This is a genomic window from Confluentibacter flavum, assembly GCF_002843175.1.
Lineage (GTDB): Bacteria > Bacteroidota > Bacteroidia > Flavobacteriales > Flavobacteriaceae > Confluentibacter > Confluentibacter flavum.
The window spans coordinates 20,750-41,979 of the sequence record NZ_PJEO01000018.1 but is presented as its reverse complement, the minus strand read 5'-3'; the positions used below and the strand labels follow the sequence as shown (position 1 = coordinate 41,979).

Below are 21,230 nucleotides of genomic sequence, written 5' to 3'. Positions count from 1 at the left end.
AACGAGGGCAGACTGTAAATCTGCTGACTACGTCTTCGCAGGTTCGAATCCTGCTCTCCCCACAATAAATTTCTGCTATGGCAGGAATCTAAACTTTGGTTTTCTAATCTAAGAAATTGGAATAACTAAGGTTTTATACGTTCTTTAAAAAAGTGAATTGGAATTTCTTTTTATGGAGATTTCATAAAAATTGCGGGAGTAGCTCAGTTGGTAGAGCGTCAGCCTTCCAAGCTGAATGTCGCCGGTTCGAACCCGGTCTCCCGCTCTAAAAATTTACGAGTTACGAAATACGATTTACGAATCGTAAATGTAAAATCGGCAAATCGTAAATGAAACGCCGGTGTAGCTCAGGGGTAGAGCGTTTCCTTGGTAAGGAAGAGGTCACGAGTTCAATTCTCGTCATTGGCTCTATATTGACAAAAAATAGATTACACTAATATTATTATATAACTAAGATTTAAATTATTTAAAAACATGGCAAAGGCAACTTTCGATCGTTCAAAACCACACTTAAACATTGGTACAATTGGACACGTAGATCACGGTAAAACAACTTTAACTGCTGCTATTACTAAAGTATTAGCTGATGCAGGTTTATCAGAAGCAAAATCATTCGATCAGATTGATAACGCACCAGAAGAAAAAGAAAGAGGTATTACAATCAATACATCTCACGTAGAGTATGCAACAGCTAATCGTCACTACGCTCACGTTGACTGTCCAGGTCACGCGGATTACGTAAAGAACATGGTTACTGGTGCTGCACAAATGGATGGTGCTATTTTAGTAGTTGCTGCTACAGATGGTCCTATGCCACAAACCCGTGAGCATATCTTATTAGGTCGTCAAGTAGGAATACCTCGTATGGTTGTATTCATGAATAAAGTGGATATGGTTGATGATGAAGAGTTATTAGAGTTAGTTGAAATGGAAATCAGGGATTTATTATCTTTCTATCAATATGATGGAGATAATGGTCCGATTATTCAAGGTTCTGCTCTTGGTGCACTTAATGGTGAAGCTAAATGGGTTGAAACAGTAATGCAATTAATGGAAGCTTGTGATACTTGGATTGAAGAGCCATTAAGAGAAATTGACAAGCCTTTCTTAATGCCTATCGAAGACGTATTCTCTATTACTGGTCGTGGTACTGTTGCTACAGGTCGTATTGAAACTGGTATCGCTAAAACTGGAGATCCAGTTGAAATCATTGGTATGGGAGCTGAGAAATTAACTTCTACTGTCACTGGTATCGAGATGTTCCGTCAAATATTAGATAGAGGTGAGGCTGGAGATAATGCAGGTATCCTATTAAGAGGTATTGAGAAATCTCAAATCTCTAGAGGTATGGTTATTGTAAAACCAGGTTCTGTAACACCACACGCTAAATTTAAAGCTGAGGTTTATATCCTTAAAAAAGAAGAAGGTGGTCGTCACACACCTTTCCATAACAACTACCGTCCTCAGTTCTACGTACGTACAACTGACGTAACAGGAAACATCATGCTTCCTGATGGAGTAGAGATGGTTATGCCAGGAGACAACCTTACTATTACTGTAGAGCTTATCCAAAAAATTGCAATGAACGTAGGTTTACGTTTTGCAATCCGTGAAGGTGGTAGAACAGTAGGAGCAGGTCAGGTTACTGAAATTTTAGACTAATTATAAGTTAAGTAAATACTGTAAGCTAAGGTATTCCGTTTTTTCGGAATACCTTGACTTATATTTACGGGTTTAGCTCAGTTGGTAGAGCACTGGTCTCCAAAACCAGGTGTCGTGAGTTCGAGTCTCCCAACCCGTGCTAAAGTAAAAGATTACTATTGAAAGTAACTTTTTTGATTGGATTTAAAAGTGTTTGAAAATTGGCCTAATTTGATTTTAAAACATTAAAAAATAAATATTATAGAATGGCTGGATTTATAAATTATATAAAAGAATCGTTTGGAGAACTAAAAAACAATGTAACCTGGCCAACATGGGCAGAAGCACAAAGTTTGACCATTTTAGTTGCTGTATTTTCAATTATATTTTCACTTGCTATTTGGGGTGTAGATACCGTGTTTAGCAAAGTCATAACATTTTATTTTCAATGGATTAATGGATAAAACAAATTTTATGTCTGAAACAGGTGAGAAAAAATGGTATGTTGTTAGGGCTGTAAGTGGTCAAGAAAACAAAATTAAGACGTATATAGAGAATGAAATTGCTCGATTAGGTCTTCAAGATTATGTTGATCAAGTTCTGGTACCAACTGAAAAGGTGATTCAGATTCGAAATGGAAAAAAGATAAATAAAGAAAAAGTTTATTTTCCAGGATATATAATGATTCAAGCAAACTTAACGGGCGAAATTCCTCATATTATTAGATCTGTTACCAATGTAATAGGTTTTTTAGGTGAAACTAAAGGAGGCGATCCAGTGCCGTTAAGATTATCTGAAGTTAACAGAATGTTAGGCAAGGTTGATGAATTGTCTGTTGATGAAAGCGCCAATGTTATGATACCATTCACTAAAGGTGAGACCGTTAAAGTTATAGACGGACCATTCAATGGATTTGATGGTACCATTGAAAATATAAATGAAGAGAAGCGTAAACTTGAGGTTATGGTGAAAATTTTCGGAAGAAAAACTCCATTGGAATTAAGTTTTATGCAAGTAGAAAAAGTATAATAATTGTTACACTATATAAATGATGTACTCCTAGGCTTCCATTTTAGAAGTATATCGACTTAAATTATTAAAAATGGCAAAAGAATTATTTAAAGTAGTTAAGTTACAAGTTCGGGGAGGTGCTGCGAATCCGTCGCCACCGGTTGGACCCGCTTTAGGAGCTGCTGGAGTTAATATCATGGAATTCTGTAAGCAATTTAATGCTAGAACCCAAGATAAGCCTGGTAAAGTATTACCAGTTGCTATCTCTGTTTACAAAGACAAATCATTTGACTTTGTAATCAAGACTCCTCCTGCAGCGGTACAATTATTAGAAGCGGCCAAATTAAAAAAAGGTTCAGGAGAACCAAACCGAAAAAAAGTAGCTAAAGTTTCGTGGGACCAAATCAAAACGATAGCAGAAGATAAAATGGTAGATTTAAATGCATTTACTCTAGTTTCTGCTATGAAAATGGTTGCTGGTACTGCAAGGTCTATGGGTATAACTGTAACCGGAAACGCACCGTATTAATCTATTAAAGACATTAAGAAATGGCAAGATTAACAAGAAAGCAAAAAGAAGCTTTAGCAAAAATAGAAAAAGGGAAATTTTATTCTCTTGATGAAGCATCAGTATTAGTAAAAGAAATTACAAATACTAAGTTTGACGCATCAGTAGATATAGCTGTTCGTTTGGGTGTAGACCCAAGAAAAGCTAACCAAATGGTAAGAGGTGTTGTATCGCTTCCACACGGTACTGGTAAAGACATGAAAGTATTAGCATTAGTAACACCAGATAAAGAAGCAGAAGCTATAGAAGCCGGTGCTGATTATGTTGGATTGGACGAGTATCTTGATAAAATCAAGAATGGTTGGACAGATGTTGATGTTATTATCACCATGCCTAGCGTTATGGGTAAATTAGGTCCGTTAGGACGTATATTAGGCCCTCGTGGCTTAATGCCAAACCCAAAGACAGGAACAGTAACAATGGATATTGCTAAAGCCGTAACAGAAGTAAAAGCTGGTAAAATCGACTTTAAAGTTGATAAAACCGGTATTGTACACGCTGCTATTGGTAAAGCATCATTTACAGCTGATAAAATTGCAGGAAATGCAAATGAATTAATTCAAACATTATTAAAACTTAAGCCAACTGCTTCTAAAGGTACTTATGTGAAAAGTATTCATATATCTAGTACGATGAGTCCTAGTGTTGCTGTTGATCCTAAAGTTGGTTAATTAGTTAAAAACTTTTATTATGACAAGAGAAGAAAAATCACAAGTAATTCAAGATTTAACTGCAGAACTAGCTAACAATGCTAATATTTATATAGCAGATATTTCAGGATTAAACGCAGGTACGACATCAGATTTACGTCGGGCTTGTTTTAAAGCGAACATAAAATTAGCTGTAGTTAAAAACACCTTGCTTGCAAAAGCAATGGAAGCTTCAGATAGAGAGTTTGGAGACTTACCTTCAGTTTTAAAAGGTAATACCTCTGTAATGTATTCTGAAACTGGTAATGGCCCAGCTAAGTTAATTAAAACCTTCCGTAAAAAATCAGATAAGCCTTTATTAAAAGGGGCATTTATTGAGGAATCGGTTTATATTGGAGATAACCAACTAGACATGCTAGTAGATATCAAATCTAAAGAAGAGTTGATAGGTGAGATTATAGGATTATTACAATCTCCTGCTAAAAATGTTGTTTCTGCACTTAAATCAAGTGGTGGAAAATTAGCTGGTATCTTAAAAACACTATCTGAAAAAGAAGGATAGTATTAAATAGTACGCACTATATTATAATTATATTAAATTAAAAATTTATTAAAAACGATAGAAAAATGGCAGATTTAAAAGATTTCGCAGAAAAATTAGTTAACCTAACAGTAAAAGAAGTAAACGAGTTAGCTACTATATTAAAAGATGAGTATGGTATCGAGCCTGCTGCTGCTGCTGTAGCAGTTGCTGCTGGACCTGCAGCTGGTGGTGATGAAGCAGCTGAGGTTCAAACTGAATTTAATGTTATCCTTAAAGCAGCTGGTGCTTCTAAATTAGCAGTTGTGAAATTAGTTAAAGAATTAACTGGTTTAGGATTAAAAGAAGCTAAAGAATTAGTAGATAATGCACCAAGCCCAATTAAAGAGGGTGTTTCTAAAGATGAAGCAGAAGGCTTAAAAGCATCGTTAGAAGAAGCTGGAGCAGAGGTTGAGCTTAAATAAGCTTAACAACTAAACAATACCAAGGTTTAGGTCTGAAGTTAACGCTTCCAGACCTAAACCATTTTGCGTATATAATCACAAGATACGCCCACTATTATTTTTTTAATCAAAATTCCGTCCATTGATGTTATCAACACAAGCTGAAAGATTAAATTTCTCGTCTATTGTTAATAGAACAGAATACCCGGATTTCTTGGATATTCAGATAAAATCCTTCCAGGATTTTTTCCAATTAGAGACTAAATCTGAAGAAAGAGGAGATGAAGGTTTATATAACACCTTCATGGAAAACTTTCCTATCACTGATTCACGTAATCAATTTGTTTTAGAATTTTTAGATTACTTTGTAGACCCACCAAGATATGCCATAGAGGAGTGTATAGAAAGAGGTCTTACTTATAGCGTTCCGTTAAAGGCAAGGTTAAAGTTATACTGTACAGACCCTGAACATGAGGATTTCGAGACCATTGTTCAAGATGTGTACTTAGGAACGATACCTTACATGACGCCAAGTGGTACCTTTGTTATCAATGGTGCAGAACGTGTTGTAGTATCTCAATTGCACCGTTCGCCTGGTGTTTTCTTTGGTCAATCTTTCCATGCAAATGGTACTAAGTTGTATTCAGCTAGGGTAATTCCTTTTAAAGGTTCTTGGATTGAATTCGCTACAGATATCAACCAAGTCATGTATGCTTACATTGACAGAAAGAAAAAGTTGCCTGTAACGACCTTATTTAGAGCTATTGGTTTTGAGCGTGATAAAGACATTCTTGAAATTTTTGATCTTGCTGAAGAAATTAAAGTTTCTAAATCAGGATTAAAGAAATATCAAGGAAGAAAATTGGCTGCGCGTGTACTTAATACATGGCATGAGGATTTTGTGGATGAAGATACTGGCGAAGTGGTATCTATTGAGCGTAATGAAATTGTGCTTGATCGTGATACTGTTTTAGATAAAGATAATATTGAAGAAATCATTGAAGCTGATGTTAAAACGATTCTTTTACACAAAGAAAGCGCGCAACAAGGTGACTATGCCATTATACATAACACGCTTCAAAAGGATCCAACAAATTCTGAAAAAGAGGCTGTTGAACATATATATAGACAATTGCGCAATGCAGAACCACCAGATGAGGAAACCGCTCGTGGTATTATAGATAAATTATTCTTTAGTGACCAACGTTACTCTTTGGGTGAAGTAGGTCGTTATAGAATGAACAAAAAATTGAATCTTGATATTGGAATGGATAAGCAAGTGCTTACTAAAGAAGATATCATTACCATCATAAAATATTTGATTGAGCTTATCAACTCGAAAGCTGAGATTGATGATATTGACCACTTATCAAACCGTCGCGTACGTACGGTTGGTGAGCAATTATCACAACAATTTGGTGTTGGTTTAGCGCGTATGGCTCGTACCATCCGTGAGCGTATGAACGTTCGTGATAATGAGGTGTTTACACCTATAGATTTAATTAATGCTAAGACATTGTCGTCTGTTATTAATTCATTCTTTGGTACAAACCAATTATCTCAATTCATGGATCAAACAAATCCATTAGCTGAGATTACACACAAACGTCGTTTATCAGCTCTAGGGCCAGGAGGTTTATCAAGAGAACGAGCAGGTTTTGAGGTACGTGACGTTCACTATACCCATTATGGAAGACTTTGTCCGATTGAAACACCTGAGGGACCAAACATTGGTTTAATTTCATCACTATCTGTTTTTGCGAAAGTCAATTCAATGGGATTCATTGAAACACCTTATCGCCCTGTAACAAATGGTACCGTTGATATTAAAAACGAACCTGTTTATTTAAGTGCTGAAGAAGAAGAAGGTAAATTGATTGCCCAAGCAACTGTTAAAGTTGATGGAAATGGCAAGATTTTACATGAAAAGGTTATTGCTAGAATGGAAGGTGATTTCCCGGTAATTGATCCAGCTAATCTTCATTTTACGGATGTGGCACCAAACCAAATTTCGTCCATATCGGCATCTTTAATTCCGTTCTTGGAACATGATGATGCGAATAGAGCGTTGATGGGATCAAACATGATGCGTCAAGCCGTACCATTGTTGTTGCCTCAAGCACCTATTGTTGGAACTGGTTTAGAGCGTCAAGTCGCTTCAGATTCCCGTGTATTAATCAATGCAGAAGGAAGTGGAGAAGTACTTTATGTGGATGCCAATGAAATAAGAATTAAATACGATCGTACTGATGATGAAGCTGCGGTAAGTTTTGATAGTGATGTTAAAACATATCCGTTAGTAAAATTCAGAAAAACCAATCAAGGAACCAGTATCAACTTAAAACCAATTGTGGTAAAAGGTGATAAAGTTATCAAAGGTCAGGTGTTGTGTGAAGGTTATGCAACCCAAAAAGGAGAATTGGCATTAGGTAGAAACATGAAAGTGGCCTTCATGCCTTGGAAAGGTTATAACTTCGAGGATGCGATTGTAATTTCTGAAAAAGTAGTTCGTGAAGATATATTTACATCTATTCACGTTGATGAATATTCTTTAGAAGTTAGAGATACAAAATTAGGAAATGAAGAATTGACTAATGATATTCCTAACGTTTCTGAAGAAGCGACTAAAGATTTGGATGAAAATGGAATGATTCGCATTGGTGCAGAAGTGAAACCTGGAGACATTCTTATCGGTAAAATTACCCCTAAAGGAGAAAGCGATCCGACTCCTGAGGAAAAATTACTTAGAGCAATCTTTGGAGACAAAGCAGGTGATGTGAAAGATGCCTCATTAAAAGCATCTCCATCATTAAACGGTGTTGTAATTGATAAAAAATTATTCTCTCGTGCAGTAAAGGATAAACGTAAGAGAGCACAGGATAAAGATGATATTACGCATTTAGAAGCTATTTATGATGCTAAGTTTGAAGATTTAAAAACGATTTTAATCGACAAATTATTCAACATTGTTAATGGTAAAACATCTCAAGGTATTTTTAATGATTTAGGTGAAGAAGTATTGCCAAAAGGTAAAAAATTCACACTTAAAATGTTAAATGCAGTTGATGATTATGCGCATTTAGTATCTGGAAAATGGACTACAGATGACCATACCAACAAATTGGTTGCCGACTTAATACACAACTATAAAATAAAAGAAAACGACTTACAAGGGTCTTTAAGACGTGAGAAGTTTACTATTTCTGTAGGAGATGAGTTGCCAGCTGGTATCATTAAACTTGCTAAAGTGTATATCGCTAAAAAGCGTAAACTTAAAGTAGGTGATAAAATGGCAGGTCGTCATGGTAATAAAGGTATTGTGGCTCGTATTGTTAGAGCAGAGGATATGCCTTTCTTAGAAGACGGAACACCTGTTGATATCGTATTAAATCCATTAGGTGTACCATCTCGTATGAACATTGGTCAGATTTACGAAACCGTTCTTGGTTGGGCTGGTCAAAAATTAGGTCGTACCTATGCAACACCAATTTTTGATGGTGCTACTATAGACCAAATTAATGAACTGACTGATGAAGCTGGTATCCCAAGATATGGCCATACTTACTTATATGATGGTGGAACCGGAGAACGTTTTGATCAACCAGCAACGGTTGGTGTCATTTATATGTTGAAATTAGGACATATGGTTGATGATAAAATGCACGCACGTTCTATCGGACCATACTCATTAATCACGCAACAACCTCTTGGTGGTAAAGCACAATTTGGTGGTCAACGTTTTGGTGAGATGGAGGTATGGGCATTAGAAGCTTATGGAGCGTCTGCTACACTGCGAGAAATTTTAACTGTAAAATCTGATGACGTTATTGGTAGAGCCAAAACTTACGAAGCTATCGTAAAAGGTGAGCCAATGCCAGAACCAGGATTACCAGAATCATTTAATGTATTAATGCACGAACTTAAAGGTTTGGGCCTTGACATTAGATTAGAGGAATAATGAATTGCATGATTCAGACCACATCGTCTGAACCATGGATTCTATATAATGTTTACAAATAATTCGATATCACCATATATCATGGCAAGAAAACAAGATAAGAATACAGTAAAAAGATTTAACAAAATCACAATTGGTTTAGCATCGCCAGAGTCTATTTTAGCAGAGTCTAGAGGCGAGGTTTTAAAACCAGAAACTATCAATTATCGTACTCATAAACCAGAAAGAGATGGTTTGTTCTGTGAGCGTATTTTTGGTCCGGTTAAGGATTACGAATGTGCTTGTGGTAAATATAAAAGAATTCGCTACAAAGGAATCGTATGTGATCGTTGTGGTGTAGAAGTAACAGAAAAGAAAGTACGTCGTGATAGAGTAGGACACATCAATTTAGTTGTGCCTATTGCTCATATCTGGTATTTCCGTTCGTTACCAAATAAGATAGGATATCTTTTAGGCTTACCGTCTAAAAAATTAGATATGATTATCTACTACGAGCGTTACGTAGTTATTCAACCTGGTAATGCAAAGAATGAAGATGGAGAGCCATTGAAAACAATGGATTTCTTAACAGAGGAAGAATACTTAAATATTCTTGAATCACTTCCACAGGATAATCAATATTTAGATGATCATGACCCTAACAAGTTTCTTGCTAAAATGGGTGCTGAATGTTTAATAGAATTGTTATCTAGAATTGATTTAGAAGCATTGTCTTATGAATTACGTCACAAAGCGAATACAGAAACTTCTAAACAACGTAAAACGGAGAGTTTAAAACGTTTACAAGTTGTTGAGTCGCTTCGTGAATCTAATCATAATAGAGAAAATCGTCCTGAGTGGATGATCATGAAGGTGATTCCAATCATCCCACCAGAATTACGTCCGTTAGTGCCGTTAGATGGTGGTCGTTTTGCAACATCCGATTTAAATGATTTATACCGTCGAGTGATCATCCGTAACAATCGTTTAAAAAGATTGGTGGAGATTAAAGCTCCTGAAGTGATTCTACGTAATGAAAAACGTATGCTTCAAGAGTCTGTAGATTCATTATTTGATAATACACGTAAATCTTCGGCTGTAAAAACCGATTCTAACAGACCATTAAAATCATTATCAGATTCGTTAAAAGGAAAACAAGGACGTTTCCGTCAAAACCTTCTAGGAAAACGTGTTGATTATTCTGCACGTTCTGTTATTGTTGTTGGACCAGAGTTAAAATTACATGAATGTGGATTGCCAAAAAACATGGCAGCAGAATTATACAAACCTTTCGTAATTAGAAAATTAATTGAAAGAGGTATTGTAAAAACTGTAAAATCTGCAAAGAAAATTATAGATAAAAGAGAACCTGTAGTTTGGGATATTTTAGAGAACGTTTTGAAAGGACATCCAGTACTTTTAAATCGTGCTCCTACATTACACAGACTAGGTATTCAAGCATTTCAACCAAAATTAATTGAAGGGAAAGCAATTCAGTTGCACCCTTTAGTATGTACAGCATTTAATGCGGATTTTGATGGTGACCAAATGGCGGTACATTTACCACTAGGCCCAGAAGCTATTTTAGAATGTCAATTATTAATGTTGGCATCCCACAATATCTTAAATCCAGCGAACGGTTCGCCTGTTACGGTGCCATCTCAAGACATGGTCCTTGGTCTGTATTATATGACCAAGTTACGTAAGTCTACACCAGATGCTCCAGTAAAGGGGGAAGGATTAACATTCTATGCACCAGAAGAAGTTGAAATCGCTTTTAATGAGAAAAAAGTAGAGTTAAACGCCGCTATTAAAGTTAGAACTTTAGATATTAATGCAGATGGTAAATTAGCACCAACAATCATAGAAACTACGGTTGGTCGTGTGTTATTTAACCAAAAAGTGCCACAAGCAGCAGGTTATATTAATGAAGTACTTACTAAAAAGTCGTTAAGAGATATTATTGGAAACATTCTTAAGTTCACATCTGTTCCTGAAACAGCTGATTTCCTTGATGAAATTAGAACCCTAGGATTTAAGTTTGCATTCCAAGGTGGATTGTCATTCAGTTTGGGTGATATTATTATTCCGCCAGAAAAGCAAGGTATGATTGATAAAGCGAATACGCTTGTTGATGGTATTATGGCCAACTATAACATGGGTCTTATAACAAATAATGAGCGTTATAACCAAGTTATTGATATATGGACATCTACCAATGCAGAGTTAACAGAATTGTCAATGAAACGTATTCGTGAAGACCAACAAGGGTTTAATTCAGTATATATGATGCTTGATTCTGGAGCGCGTGGATCTAAAGAACAGATTCGTCAGCTTACAGGTATGCGTGGTTTGATGGCGAAGCCTAAAAAATCGAATGCAGGTGGTGGAGAGATTATTGAAAATCCGATTCTTTCTAACTTTAAAGAAGGTCTTTCAATTTTAGAATACTTTATTTCTACCCACGGTGCGCGTAAAGGTCTTGCTGATACCGCATTAAAAACGGCTGATGCTGGTTATTTAACACGTCGATTGGTAGACGTCTCACAAGATGTGATTATCAATACTGAAGATTGTGGAACATTAAGAGGTGTTGAAGTTGAAGCATTGAAGAAAAATGACGAAGTTGTTGAAACTCTTGAGGAAAGAATTGTAGGCCGTGTATCATTAAACGATGTGTACGATCCATTAACTGAAAAATTATTAGTAGCTTCTGGTCAATTAATTGAAGATGATATTGCTAAAGCTATTGAAGAATCGCCCATTGATGCTGTTGAAGTGCGTTCTGCATTAAGTTGTGAAGCATTAAAAGGTATTTGTGCTAAATGTTACGGACGTAACTTAGCGACTGGTAAAATGGTTCAACGTGGTGAGGCAGTTGGTGTTGTTGCAGCTCAATCTATTGGTGAGCCTGGAACGCAGTTAACGCTTCGTACATTCCACGTAGGTGGTATTGCAGGAAACATTTCTGAAGAAAATAAATTAGCCGTTAAATTCAGTGGTATTGCAGAAATTGAAGATTTAAAAACTGTGAAAGGACAGGATGGAGAAGGAAATGCAATTGATATTGTAATTTCACGTACTTCTGAAATTAAACTAGTTGATAAGAAAACAGGCATTACTTTAAGTACCAACAATATTCCTTATGGTTCTACCATTTATGTTAAAAATGGTCAAGAATTATCCAAAGGCGATGTGGTTTGTAGCTGGGATCCATATAACGGTGTTATTATTTCTGAGTTTGCTGGAAAAATCAAATATGAGAATATTGAGCAAGGAATGACTTACCAAGTTGAAATTGATGAGCAAACAGGTTTCCAAGAAAAAGTAATTTCTGAATCTAGAAACAAACGATTAATCCCAACACTTCACATTGAAGATGGAAAAGGAGAAATTATACGCTCATACAACTTACCGGTTGGTGCCCACTTAATGATTGATAATGGAGAGAAAATTAATGTTGGTAAAATATTAGTTAAAATCCCAAGAAAATCATCTAAATCTGGAGATATTACAGGAGGTTTACCACGTGTAACAGAGTTGTTTGAAGCACGTAACCCTTCAAATCCAGCTGTAGTAAGTGAAATTGATGGTGTGGTTTCTTTTGGAAAAATCAAGAGAGGGAACCGCGAGATTGTTATTGAATCTAAATTAGGTGAGGTTAAGAAATATCTAGTGAAATTATCTAATCAAATTCTTGTTCAAGAGAATGATTATGTAAAAGCAGGTATGGCATTATCTGATGGTTCTATCACACCTAACGACATATTAGATATTAAAGGACCATCTGCGGTTCAGCAATATTTAGTGAATGAAGTACAAGAAGTATATCGTTTACAAGGTGTGAAAATTAATGATAAACACTTTGAAGTAGTTGTTAGACAGATGATGCGTAAAGTTAGAATCATTGATTCTGGCGATACTATTTTCTTAGAAGACCAATTAGCTCATAAAGATGATTTTATTATGGAAAATGATGAAATTTTCGGAATGAAAGTGGTTGAAGAAGCTGGAGATTCAGCAAATCTTAAACCAGGTCAAATTATTACACCTCGCGTATTAAGGGATGAAAATTCAATTTTACGTAGAGAAGATAAAAAACTTGTTGAGGCAAGGGAGGCAAAACCTGCAACCGCTACGCCAATATTACAAGGTATTACTAGAGCATCGCTTCAAACAAAATCATTTATCTCGGCCGCATCGTTCCAAGAAACTACTAAGGTTCTTAACGAAGCAGCAGTTGCAGGAAAAATTGATGATTTAGAAGGACTTAAAGAAAATGTTATTGTAGGGCACAGAATTCCAGCAGGAACTGGTATGCGTCGCTATACAGATATTATCGTAGGTTCTAAAGAAGAATTTGATGAAATGATGCAAGTGAAGAAAGAATTAAATTATAATTAATTGTCATTCCTGCGAAATCGAAGATTCACGAATACATTAATTTAAAATGTTGTTCAATGAGTAAGGCAGGAATCTGTAAAAACAAAAGCCTTCATGTATAGTAACTTGAAGGCTTTTTAATTTAAATTATAAAATTATGTCAAACGAAAAAGATAAGCCAAAACAAGGGCAAATTAACATAGAGTTAGACGAAAATATAGCTGACGGAATCTATTCTAATTTGGCCATTATTAACCATTCTGTTTCAGAATTTGTGGTAGATTTTGTGAGTATTATGCCGGGTGTTCCAAAAAGCAAAGTAAAATCCCGAATTATATTAACGCCACAACACGCCAAACGTTTATTAAAGGCTTTAGGTGAAAATGTAGCGAGATTTGAAAATTCTCATGGCGAGATTAAGGATTACGAACAACCTCCCATCCCTTTGAATTTTGGACCAACAGGACAAGCATAAATTAAAAAGCCCTTTGAATTAATTCAAAGGGCTTTTTGGTTAAAACACATTTATAGTTGAATTTAGCTAGCTTTTTTTATGGCGTTCATTCTAAATTTTAAAGCTCCAGAAGGACACCTTTTAACTTGGTTGATTATTTTTTCTGATTCCGTGGCATCTAAATTAATCCAAGGAATAATTGAGAAACTAAAAACATCAGATAATTCTTGTGCACAGATTCCAGATTGAACACACAAACTAGGTTCAAACGTTACTGTAATGTCTTTGTTACTAAATTCATTGTCATCAGTATTTTTCATGGCAGTTCAATTTGGGGTTAAACTTTAATCTAAAGTCTTTAATATAATTGTGTAAAGGAAATAAAATCGTCGTTTTGTTAAAATTCAGAGGTAAAATGAAATTTTAAGTTAGGATATTATTGATGGATCATCTCCAAATAAAATTTGGAATCAGCCACCAATTAGCTCATAAAAAAAGCCCCGACGTTTTACGGGGCTTTCATATGAACAATCTTTTGTTTTCTTAGAGCTTTATTAGATTTACTTCTTACAGGAAAGAATAATCGCCCGAGCCGTTAAAATTTGTAAGTGTAGCAGTTACGGTCCAAGTGCCTGCCGTCCCCGCAGAACTCGTACCTGACGCGTCTTGAGCGTTTTGTCCTGCTGTTAAAGTTCTGTCAAGCACGGTTGTGCCAGCGGCATCTTTTATAACAAATTGAAAGCTACCGCTTTGGGCATCTATAGACATGTCCCAGCCTGCTGTGGTGTTAGAATTTTCAAAAGACCAGGTTTTTGTTGTAGTGCCTCCATTACCTCTAACGTCCCCTGACTTGTTTTGTGGCTCGAGAATGTTGATTGTAGCAAATATATCGTCTTTTTCACAAGACGCTAGGATTGCCATAATTCCTGCAAGAATAAAAAAGCTTGCCACTTTTAATTTAAAAAAACGTAGGTTAAATGTTTTCATAGTAATAATGATTTTTAAGATTTGATTGGCAAACATACAAAATTTAATGATATGTTGTTTTTTTGTTAAAATTCAGAGGTAAAATGAAACTTTAAGCTAGGATATTTTTGCTGGGTCATTTCTAAAGAAAAATGGGAATCTGCCAAAAATACCAATTGGTTTTGTTTGTCTTTTGCTAAGAATCGTTGTTTTACCCTTATGAAATCTTTGTATTCTTCAGTTTTAGAATCTTTTGGATCCACCCAACAGGCTTTATATACGTTTAAATTTTCATAGGTACATTTAGCTCCGTATTCGTGTTCTAACCGATATTGAATTACTTCGTACTGTAGGGCACCAACGGTTCCAATGACTTTTCTGCCGTTTAGTTCTAATGTAAATAACTGAGCAACCCCTTCGTCCATTAATTGATCAATGCCTTTAAATAGCTGTTTCGATTTTAAAGGATCAGCATTATTTATATATCTAAAATGTTCTGGGGAAAAACTAGGGACGCCTTTGTAATTGATAACTTCGCCTTCGGTCAATGTATCTCCAATTTTAAAATTCCCGGTATCATGAAGTCCCACAATGTCACCTGGATAAGAGATATCTACGATCTCTTTCTTTTCAGCAAAAAAAGCATTCGGACTAGAAAATTTTAATTTTTTTCCATGTCTGACGTGCAAGTAAGGCTTATTTCTTTCAAACGTACCAGAAACTATCTTCACAAATGCCAGCCTATCTCTGTGATTCGGATCCATGTTGGCGTGTATTTTAAATACAAAACCAGAGAATTTATCTTCTTCGGGTTTTACCAAACGTTCTTCACTTTGTTTTGGTCTTGGTTTAGGGGCGATTTCTACAAAACAATCCAGTAATTCCCTGACTCCAAAATTATTTAAAGCCGAACCAAAAAAGACAGGTTGTAACTGCCCATTTAGATATGCGTCTTTATCAAACGGTGGATAAATGCCTTCTACTAATTCTATTTCCTCACGCAGCGTCTTTGCTGACTTTTCACCAATAAGCTTCGTTAATTCAGGAGAATCTAAATCCGAAATTTCAATCGTTTCTTCAATATCCTTTCTGCTATCACCACTAAAAAGGTTGATGTTCTTTTCCCAAATATTATAAATGCCTTTAAAATCATAGCCCATACCAATTGGGAAGCTTAAAGGGGTGACACTCAGACCTAATTTTTGCTCCACCTCATCAAGTAAATCAAATGCATCTTTACCCTCTCTATCCATTTTGTTGATGAAAACTATCATGGGTATGTGTCGCATACGGCAAACCTCAACCAATTTTTCCGTTTGCTCTTCAACGCCTTTTGCAACGTCAATCACGACAATAACACTGTCAACAGCCGTTAAGGTTCGAAAAGTGTCTTCAGCAAAATCTTTGTGCCCAGGCGTATCTAGTATATTGATTTTAACACCATCATATTCAAAAGCCAAAACAGAGGTGGCTACAGAAATTCCACGCTGACGTTCAATTTCCATAAAATCGCTCGTGGCGCCTTTTTTAATTTTATTACTTTTTACGGCACCAGCTTCTTGAATCGCGCCTCCAAAAAGAAGCAGTTTTTCAGTTAAAGTTGTTTTTCCAGCATCTGGATGCGAAATGATGCCAAAGGTGCGTCTGCGTTGTATTTCTTTTAAAAAACTCATATGTTATATGCAAATGGATGCAAAGATACTTTATAATTATGATTTGGGAATTTGGATTTTAGAATTTATTGTTAAGATTGATTGTATTAATATTTTACTTGGTATTTTTGTTTTCTATGAAATGAGCTTAGTATCTTAAGTCGATGTTTGTAAAATTCTTTATGCGAATGGCATCTGACAAATTTAAAAAATGAAATTGCACAGATGAAAGAAGAACAAGTCATCCTTGTAAACGAAAAGGACGAACAAATTGGCTTAATGCCAAAAATGGAAGCACACGAAAAAGCGTTGTTGCATCGTGCATTTTCAGTGTTTATTTTTAATGACAACAATGAATTGATGCTTCAACAGCGGGCCTTAACTAAATATCATTCACCTGGATTATGGACCAATACGTGCTGTAGCCATCAACGGGAAGGAGAAAGCAATATTCAAGCTGGTAAAAGACGATTGTTTGAAGAAATGGGATTTGTGGTCGATTTGCAAGAATCCATCTCATTTATTTATAAAGCACCATTTGATAATGGATTGACCGAACATGAATTTGATCATATCATGATTGGAACTTACAATGATGAACCTTTTATTAATTTAGATGAAGTTGCCAGTTGGAAATGGATGTCGCTTGAAGCTGTAAAAAATGATATGTTAGAAAAGCCAGAGCTCTATACCGAATGGTTTAAGATTATTTTTGATAAATTCTACGAACATATAAATATCTCTAAGAAATGAACGTAACCGTTAGTAGAAAGGCACATTTTAATGCCGCACACAGATTATATAGAAAGGAGTGGACTGATGAGAAAAACAGTCTGGTTTTTGGGAAATGCAGTAACCCAAACTATCATGGGCATAATTACGAGCTCATTGTAAGTGTTACGGGAGAGATTGATAAAGAAACAGGTTATGTGATTGATATACAAGAATTAAAGGATCTTATAAAAGTAGAAGTAGAAGATGCTTTTGATCATAAAAACTTGAATATAGAAGTGCCAGAGTTTAAAGATTTGAACCCAACAGCAGAACATATAGCGGTGGTTATTTATAACAAAATAAAACCAAAATTAAAGCCAAATCTGGATTTAGAAATTACACTTTATGAAACACCACGTAATTTTGTAAGGTACTCTGGAACATAGATATTTGTATCTTCTTAAAAATTAAATTTCAATTAAAAAGGACGTACTATTAAGAGTTAATGCTTAATTTTGCGTCAAAATAAATTATTAAATATGGCAAATGTTAGAAACCTAAAGAAAGATATTAATTATGTTTTAGGTGATATTATAGAAGCAGTTTATGTTTGGGAATACGCAAACAAAGGAAAAGATACCAAAAAGGGCGAAGCAATAATTGATGAGGCGATTGAAACTTTTGATGCTTTAATTGCTAAAGTAAACGATAGCAAAGTGGTTAATAAAAAATCACATTTTAAGGCTATTGCTAATGAGCTTGAAGCTAAAGGAAGGGCTTTAATTGAAAAAGTTAATGCTTTAGGATAAAAATTAGTGAATTACGATTTGCAAATATGTAACTAAGAATTATATTTGTCGAGTCAAAAATTCGCCGATGTAGCTCAGTTGGCTAGAGCAGCTGATTTGTAATCAGCAGGTCGTGGGTTCGAGCCCCTCCATCGGCTCAACAAAACTTCAATTATAGTAATATGATTGGAGTTTTTTACTTTTTAATCATTTTTTCTTTTCCTAAACCAAGAAAAAATACCGCGTTTAGGTTTTTCTTCATTGAATTCTTTGGTGTCTTTTTTGTTCCCGAATAAACGCTCAAAAAAGCCATCTTTCTTGGATGGTTCACAAATTAAGGATTCCAAAACCTCATTTGATGGTGTTTCAAATTTGGCTGAAACTAGGGAGGCGTATTTAGAATCTTGGTTTAATTGCTCTAAGTAATTGGCAAATATGGGTAAAGCAGAATTGGCACCTTGCCCAATGGATGTATTACTGAAACCTATTTGTTGGTTATCATTACCAACCCAGGTAATTGTAACCAAGTTTGGCATAATGGCAACAAACCAACCGTCTTTATTATCCTGGGTAGTTCCTGTTTTACCAGCCAAATCGTTAGTAAAATTGTATTGTGAGCGTAATCTTTGAGAAGTCCCGCTATTTACTGTTGCTTTCATAAACTCAAGCATTACCTGTCTTGTGGTATCGCTAAACGCTTTTTCTGTTTGCTTTTTAGGGTTTAAATCATCAAAAGATGCAATTAGGTTTCCATCTTTATCTTCAATTTTTGTAATAAAAACAGGGGTGGAGGGTGTGCTTTCATTTACAAACGATGTATATGCTTTAGCAAGTTCTAAAACACTCAGGTTTGATGAACCTAAAGCGATAGAGGGCACTGCTTCAATGTTACTGTTAATACCCATCAATTTAGCCTGATTAATGACTTCTGGTATGCCTGTTTCATATAAAACCTTTACAGCGATGGTATTAATTGAGTTGCTTAATGCATATTCTAAAGAATAATTTAAATCATTATCATAATTACCACCGGCATTTGTTGGTGTCCAATTCTCAACATCTGTATATGTAATGGATTTAATAGGGAAGTAGGTGCAGGGTTTTATGCCATTTTCTAAGGCGGCCGTATAGACAATTGGTTTAAAGGTGGAGCCTACTTGGCGTTTACTTTGCGATACATGGTCGTATTGAAAAAAACGATAGTCTATACCACCAACATAGGCTTTAATGGCGCCGGATGTAGGGTCTAGCGAAATCATGCCTGCATTAAGGAATTTTAAGTAATGCTCTAAGCTATCAAGCGTAGATAATTGCTTTATTTCAGTCTTGTTCCAACTAAACAGTTCCACATCGCGTTTTTTATTTAATTCGGCTTCTATTTCTATTTCTGTTAAACCTTCTTCTTTAAGCTTTTTATAGGCAATCAAACGTATTTTGGCAGCTTTATAAGCATCTTTGTTTTTTAACCAAGGAGCATTATTGCCATAAGCCTTTTCATATTGTTTTTGTAATGCAGTCATGTGCTTTGTCATGGCAGTTTCAGCATACTTTTGAAGTGTATTGTCTAAGGTTGTGTAAATTTTTAAGCCATCATGAAAAATATTATAGGTATCACCATTTGGTTTTCTAAATTCATCTAATTGAAGAATGGTGTCTAGCTGTCTTTTTATTTCAGCTCTAAAATACGGTGCTAACCCTTGGTTTGGGTCATAAGAGCGATATTCTAGAACAAGCGGGACTTTTGAAATTATTAAAGCGTCATCAGCATTCAAATGACCATATTTTTCCATTTGACGGATTACTACATTTCTTCTGGCAAGTGCTCTTTCTGGATTAACTCTGGGGTTGTAATAGGTGTTAGCTTTTAAAGAGCCGATAAGTGTTGCGGCTTGTGAAATGCTTAAATCTTTTGTGTGCGTATTGAAAAACTTTTTTGAAGCGCTTTCAATCCCATAAGTATTATCAGGAAACGGAACTGTATTGAGGTATAGGGTAAGAATTTCTTCTTTTGAATACACTTTTTCAATTCTGGTAGCGACGATGCTTTCCATAATTTTATTGACAACAATACTCAAAAAACCAAGATCTTTTCTTCCGAATAGATTTTTAGCTAGTTGTAATGTAATGGTGCTTCCGCCTCCAGAGGCATCATTGGAGAGCAGTATCGTTTTAAAAAATACACGAGCTAAGCTTTTGTTATCTACGCCGTCATGATCATAAAACCGGATATCTTCTGTAGATATAAGAGCTTTTATAAGATGTTCAGGAAAATCTTTGTAAGTAATGGATTGTCTATCAAACACATAAAACTTACCGATTAAATCGTTATTTGTATCTAAAACTTCTGTGGCTTGACTTTGTTTAAGGGTTTCTAACGATTTAATGGAAGGCACTTCGCCCCACATGCCATAATAAATACTTCCATAAAATAAAATTAAAAGAAGGACTAAGGATAGGGTAACTTTGATAACAATATTAACCCATTTATTTTTTAGAAGTTTTTTTATTTTAAGCATCGCATTGTATAATCATATTTACGGTTTAAAAATAGATATAGATGCTCTGCTATTTTTTAATTTTCTTCTAATTTAATTTGATCGACAAATTTTTGAAGTTCTTTCCCATATTTTGAGGCTTTTACTTCGGGAGTTAATGATTTGTTAATCGTGTCTAGTAAATTAATTTTTGCATTATAAATTTCTGTTAATGCTAAATAAGGTGCCACCTCACTGTCCTTATTGTTTATTGCAAAGTTTACAGTATATAAATAGCGTCTTTTTAAATTGTTGTCATAGTCCTTTTGGATTCTACTTATTTTAGAAGTATCTCCAGCTTGTTGTGATTCTAAATCTTCCTTTATTAAATCCAGATTTTTCTCATTGAATTTAGCAGCCATAAGTCTGTACTTTTCCCAGACTTTTTGTTGTTCAGATCCATTTATTTTTGCATCATGTACAAAGTTTTTCATACTAGTGTTGATTTCGGTGATGCCTTTATCTGCAAAAAACGGAATTCTGTCATCCTCGCTGGAATTTTTATCTAGATATAGAAAGAACATTTCAGGAGACTCTATTTTGCTATGCAATTCAAAATCAGGTTGTCCATTAATAATCACAGAATCAACAGTAACTATTGCTGTATCTTGTTCTTTTTTAAGATAAATGATTCCCTTTTTCAATCCTTTGATGGTTCCTTTTACAATTAAATCAGGAGTTTCCTTGCTACAAGAAACTATAAAAACCATCAGAACTAATAATAGAAAATTTTTCATTTGTAATTAAATTTTAGAGTCGCAAATATCTTATAATTATATCTTAAATTCTAATTACAGCATCTTATTTTTTGGCAGGTTAATCTTAGTTAAGAAATGAAATTAAAGCAATCTATTATTAAAGTTTGGCACGATGATTGTAAATAGTTGATCGTTGCAATCATGTTCACGAGTTTATTGAGTGGTTACTTTAAACTTATAATTGCAACTC

At 35.1% G+C, this 21,230-nt stretch carries 18 protein-coding genes and 4 tRNA genes; 17 read left to right on the top strand and 5 right to left on the bottom strand.

What is annotated here, in order from left to right; translation table 11 throughout:
• Positions 1 to 192 precede the first annotated feature (192 nt).
• From CSW08_RS07220 to CSW08_RS07160, 13 genes are all read left to right on the top strand, one after another.
• Positions 193 to 265 (top strand) — tRNA-Gly (locus CSW08_RS07220).
• 71 nt (positions 266 to 336) lie between these two features.
• A tRNA-Thr gene (locus CSW08_RS07215) sits at positions 337 to 408 on the top strand.
• A gap of 66 nt (positions 409 to 474) precedes the next feature.
• Positions 475 to 1,662, top strand: coding sequence for an elongation factor Tu (tuf, locus tag CSW08_RS07210; protein WP_106659240.1), 1,188 nt, complete (start codon positions 475 to 477; stop codon positions 1,660 to 1,662).
• Positions 1,663 to 1,728: 66 nt separating this feature from the next.
• Positions 1,729 to 1,801 (top strand) — tRNA-Trp (locus CSW08_RS07205).
• A 106-nt stretch (positions 1,802 to 1,907) separates the two neighbouring features.
• Positions 1,908 to 2,105 carry a preprotein translocase subunit SecE gene (secE, locus tag CSW08_RS07200; RefSeq protein ID WP_106659239.1) on the top strand — a complete coding sequence of 66 codons (198 nt, stop codon included), beginning with the start codon at positions 1,908 to 1,910 and terminating at the stop codon, positions 2,103 to 2,105.
• Between the two features lie 10 nt (positions 2,106 to 2,115).
• Positions 2,116 to 2,670 carry a transcription termination/antitermination protein NusG gene (gene nusG / locus CSW08_RS07195; protein ID WP_106659243.1) on the top strand — a complete coding sequence of 185 codons (555 nt, stop codon included), beginning with the start codon at positions 2,116 to 2,118 and terminating at the stop codon, positions 2,668 to 2,670.
• A gap of 73 nt (positions 2,671 to 2,743) precedes the next feature.
• Positions 2,744 to 3,181 (top strand): 50S ribosomal protein L11, encoded by a 438-nt coding sequence (rplK, locus tag CSW08_RS07190; RefSeq protein WP_100615475.1) that lies wholly within the window; start codon positions 2,744 to 2,746, stop codon positions 3,179 to 3,181.
• Between the two features lie 20 nt (positions 3,182 to 3,201).
• Entirely contained in the window at positions 3,202 to 3,891 is a 690-nt protein-coding gene (rplA, locus tag CSW08_RS07185; protein WP_106659238.1) for a 50S ribosomal protein L1, read from the top strand.
• A 19-nt stretch (positions 3,892 to 3,910) separates the two neighbouring features.
• The gene (gene rplJ, locus CSW08_RS07180) at positions 3,911 to 4,432 is read left to right on the top strand and encodes a 50S ribosomal protein L10 (protein WP_106659237.1); all 522 of its coding nucleotides are present in this window, start codon (positions 3,911 to 3,913) and stop codon (positions 4,430 to 4,432) included.
• A 65-nt stretch (positions 4,433 to 4,497) separates the two neighbouring features.
• Positions 4,498 to 4,875 (top strand): 50S ribosomal protein L7/L12, encoded by a 378-nt coding sequence (gene rplL, locus CSW08_RS07175; protein WP_106659236.1) that lies wholly within the window; start codon positions 4,498 to 4,500, stop codon positions 4,873 to 4,875.
• 124 nt (positions 4,876 to 4,999) lie between these two features.
• Positions 5,000 to 8,812: a DNA-directed RNA polymerase subunit beta gene (rpoB, locus tag CSW08_RS07170; protein ID WP_106659235.1), complete on the top strand. Its 3,813-nt coding sequence runs from the start codon at positions 5,000 to 5,002 to the stop codon at positions 8,810 to 8,812.
• 81 nt (positions 8,813 to 8,893) lie between these two features.
• Positions 8,894 to 13,195: a DNA-directed RNA polymerase subunit beta' gene (gene rpoC / locus CSW08_RS07165; protein ID WP_106659234.1), complete on the top strand. Its 4,302-nt coding sequence runs from the start codon at positions 8,894 to 8,896 to the stop codon at positions 13,193 to 13,195.
• 136 nt (positions 13,196 to 13,331) lie between these two features.
• Positions 13,332 to 13,649, top strand: a complete 318-nt coding sequence (locus tag CSW08_RS07160; RefSeq protein WP_106659233.1) for a DUF3467 domain-containing protein — start codon at positions 13,332 to 13,334, stop codon at positions 13,647 to 13,649.
• A gap of 62 nt (positions 13,650 to 13,711) precedes the next feature.
• Here CSW08_RS07160 and CSW08_RS07155 read toward each other — a convergent pair whose 3' ends face one another.
• The 3 genes from CSW08_RS07155 to CSW08_RS07145 form a co-directional block, all read right to left on the bottom strand.
• Positions 13,712 to 13,948, bottom strand: coding sequence for a (4Fe-4S)-binding protein (locus CSW08_RS07155; protein ID WP_106659232.1), 237 nt, complete (start codon positions 13,946 to 13,948; stop codon positions 13,712 to 13,714).
• 247 nt (positions 13,949 to 14,195) lie between these two features.
• Entirely contained in the window at positions 14,196 to 14,615 is a 420-nt protein-coding gene (locus CSW08_RS07150) for a hypothetical protein (protein WP_157831436.1), read from the bottom strand.
• A 65-nt stretch (positions 14,616 to 14,680) separates the two neighbouring features.
• Positions 14,681 to 16,267 carry a peptide chain release factor 3 gene (locus CSW08_RS07145; protein ID WP_106659230.1) on the bottom strand — a complete coding sequence of 529 codons (1,587 nt, stop codon included), beginning with the start codon at positions 16,265 to 16,267 and terminating at the stop codon, positions 14,681 to 14,683.
• Positions 16,268 to 16,471: 204 nt separating this feature from the next.
• Here CSW08_RS07145 and idi point away from each other — a divergent pair, with 204 nt between their 5' ends.
• The 4 genes from idi to CSW08_RS07125 all read left to right on the top strand — a co-directional run bounded on the left by idi (position 16,472) and on the right by CSW08_RS07125 (position 17,906).
• Positions 16,472 to 16,999, top strand: a complete 528-nt coding sequence (idi, locus tag CSW08_RS07140) for an isopentenyl-diphosphate Delta-isomerase (protein WP_106659229.1) — start codon at positions 16,472 to 16,474, stop codon at positions 16,997 to 16,999.
• Positions 16,996 to 17,406, top strand: coding sequence for a 6-pyruvoyl trahydropterin synthase family protein (locus CSW08_RS07135; protein WP_106659228.1), 411 nt, complete (start codon positions 16,996 to 16,998; stop codon positions 17,404 to 17,406). Before idi ends, CSW08_RS07135 begins: the two co-directional genes overlap by 4 nt.
• 93 nt (positions 17,407 to 17,499) lie before the next feature.
• Positions 17,500 to 17,769: a hypothetical protein gene (locus CSW08_RS07130; protein ID WP_106659227.1), complete on the top strand. Its 270-nt coding sequence runs from the start codon at positions 17,500 to 17,502 to the stop codon at positions 17,767 to 17,769.
• A 63-nt stretch (positions 17,770 to 17,832) separates the two neighbouring features.
• Positions 17,833 to 17,906, top strand: a tRNA-Thr gene (locus CSW08_RS07125).
• Between the two features lie 45 nt (positions 17,907 to 17,951).
• Here the strand turns inward: CSW08_RS07125 and CSW08_RS07120 are convergent.
• Together CSW08_RS07120 and CSW08_RS07115 are read right to left on the bottom strand one after the other, a co-directional pair.
• On the bottom strand, positions 17,952 to 20,264 hold the full coding sequence (locus CSW08_RS07120) for a transglycosylase domain-containing protein (RefSeq protein WP_106659226.1): 2,313 nt from the start codon (positions 20,262 to 20,264) through the stop codon (positions 17,952 to 17,954).
• A 56-nt stretch (positions 20,265 to 20,320) separates the two neighbouring features.
• Entirely contained in the window at positions 20,321 to 21,019 is a 699-nt protein-coding gene (locus tag CSW08_RS07115; protein ID WP_106659225.1) for a DUF4369 domain-containing protein, read from the bottom strand.
• Between the last annotated feature and the right edge of the window lie 211 nt (positions 21,020 to 21,230).

Bases quoted from the DNA above. Each gene is read 5' to 3' on its own strand.
- rplJ (WP_106659237.1), top strand. From the start codon at position 3,911: ATGACAAGAGAAGAAAAATCACAAGTAATTCAAGATTTAACTGCAGAA.
- tuf (WP_106659240.1), top strand. From the start codon at position 475: ATGGCAAAGGCAACTTTCGATCGTTCAAAACCACACTTAAACATTGGT.
- rplL (WP_106659236.1), top strand. From the start codon at position 4,498: ATGGCAGATTTAAAAGATTTCGCAGAAAAATTAGTTAACCTAACAGTA.
- CSW08_RS07115 (WP_106659225.1), bottom strand. From the start codon at position 21,019: ATGAAAAATTTTCTATTATTAGTTCTGATGGTTTTTATAGTTTCTTGT.
- CSW08_RS07155 (WP_106659232.1), bottom strand. From the start codon at position 13,948: ATGAAAAATACTGATGACAATGAATTTAGTAACAAAGACATTACAGTA.
- rplA (WP_106659238.1), top strand. From the start codon at position 3,202: ATGGCAAGATTAACAAGAAAGCAAAAAGAAGCTTTAGCAAAAATAGAA.
- CSW08_RS07145 (WP_106659230.1), bottom strand. From the start codon at position 16,267: ATGAGTTTTTTAAAAGAAATACAACGCAGACGCACCTTTGGCATCATT.
- CSW08_RS07135 (WP_106659228.1), top strand. From the start codon at position 16,996: ATGAACGTAACCGTTAGTAGAAAGGCACATTTTAATGCCGCACACAGA.
- idi (WP_106659229.1), top strand. From the start codon at position 16,472: ATGAAAGAAGAACAAGTCATCCTTGTAAACGAAAAGGACGAACAAATT.
- CSW08_RS07160 (WP_106659233.1), top strand. From the start codon at position 13,332: ATGTCAAACGAAAAAGATAAGCCAAAACAAGGGCAAATTAACATAGAG.
- nusG (WP_106659243.1), top strand. From the start codon at position 2,116: ATGTCTGAAACAGGTGAGAAAAAATGGTATGTTGTTAGGGCTGTAAGT.
- rplK (WP_100615475.1), top strand. From the start codon at position 2,744: ATGGCAAAAGAATTATTTAAAGTAGTTAAGTTACAAGTTCGGGGAGGT.
- CSW08_RS07130 (WP_106659227.1), top strand. From the start codon at position 17,500: ATGGCAAATGTTAGAAACCTAAAGAAAGATATTAATTATGTTTTAGGT.
- CSW08_RS07120 (WP_106659226.1), bottom strand. From the start codon at position 20,264: ATGCTTAAAATAAAAAAACTTCTAAAAAATAAATGGGTTAATATTGTT.
- secE (WP_106659239.1), top strand. From the start codon at position 1,908: ATGGCTGGATTTATAAATTATATAAAAGAATCGTTTGGAGAACTAAAA.
- CSW08_RS07150 (WP_157831436.1), bottom strand. From the start codon at position 14,615: ATGAAAACATTTAACCTACGTTTTTTTAAATTAAAAGTGGCAAGCTTT.
- rpoC (WP_106659234.1), top strand. From the start codon at position 8,894: ATGGCAAGAAAACAAGATAAGAATACAGTAAAAAGATTTAACAAAATC.
- rpoB (WP_106659235.1), top strand. From the start codon at position 5,000: ATGTTATCAACACAAGCTGAAAGATTAAATTTCTCGTCTATTGTTAAT.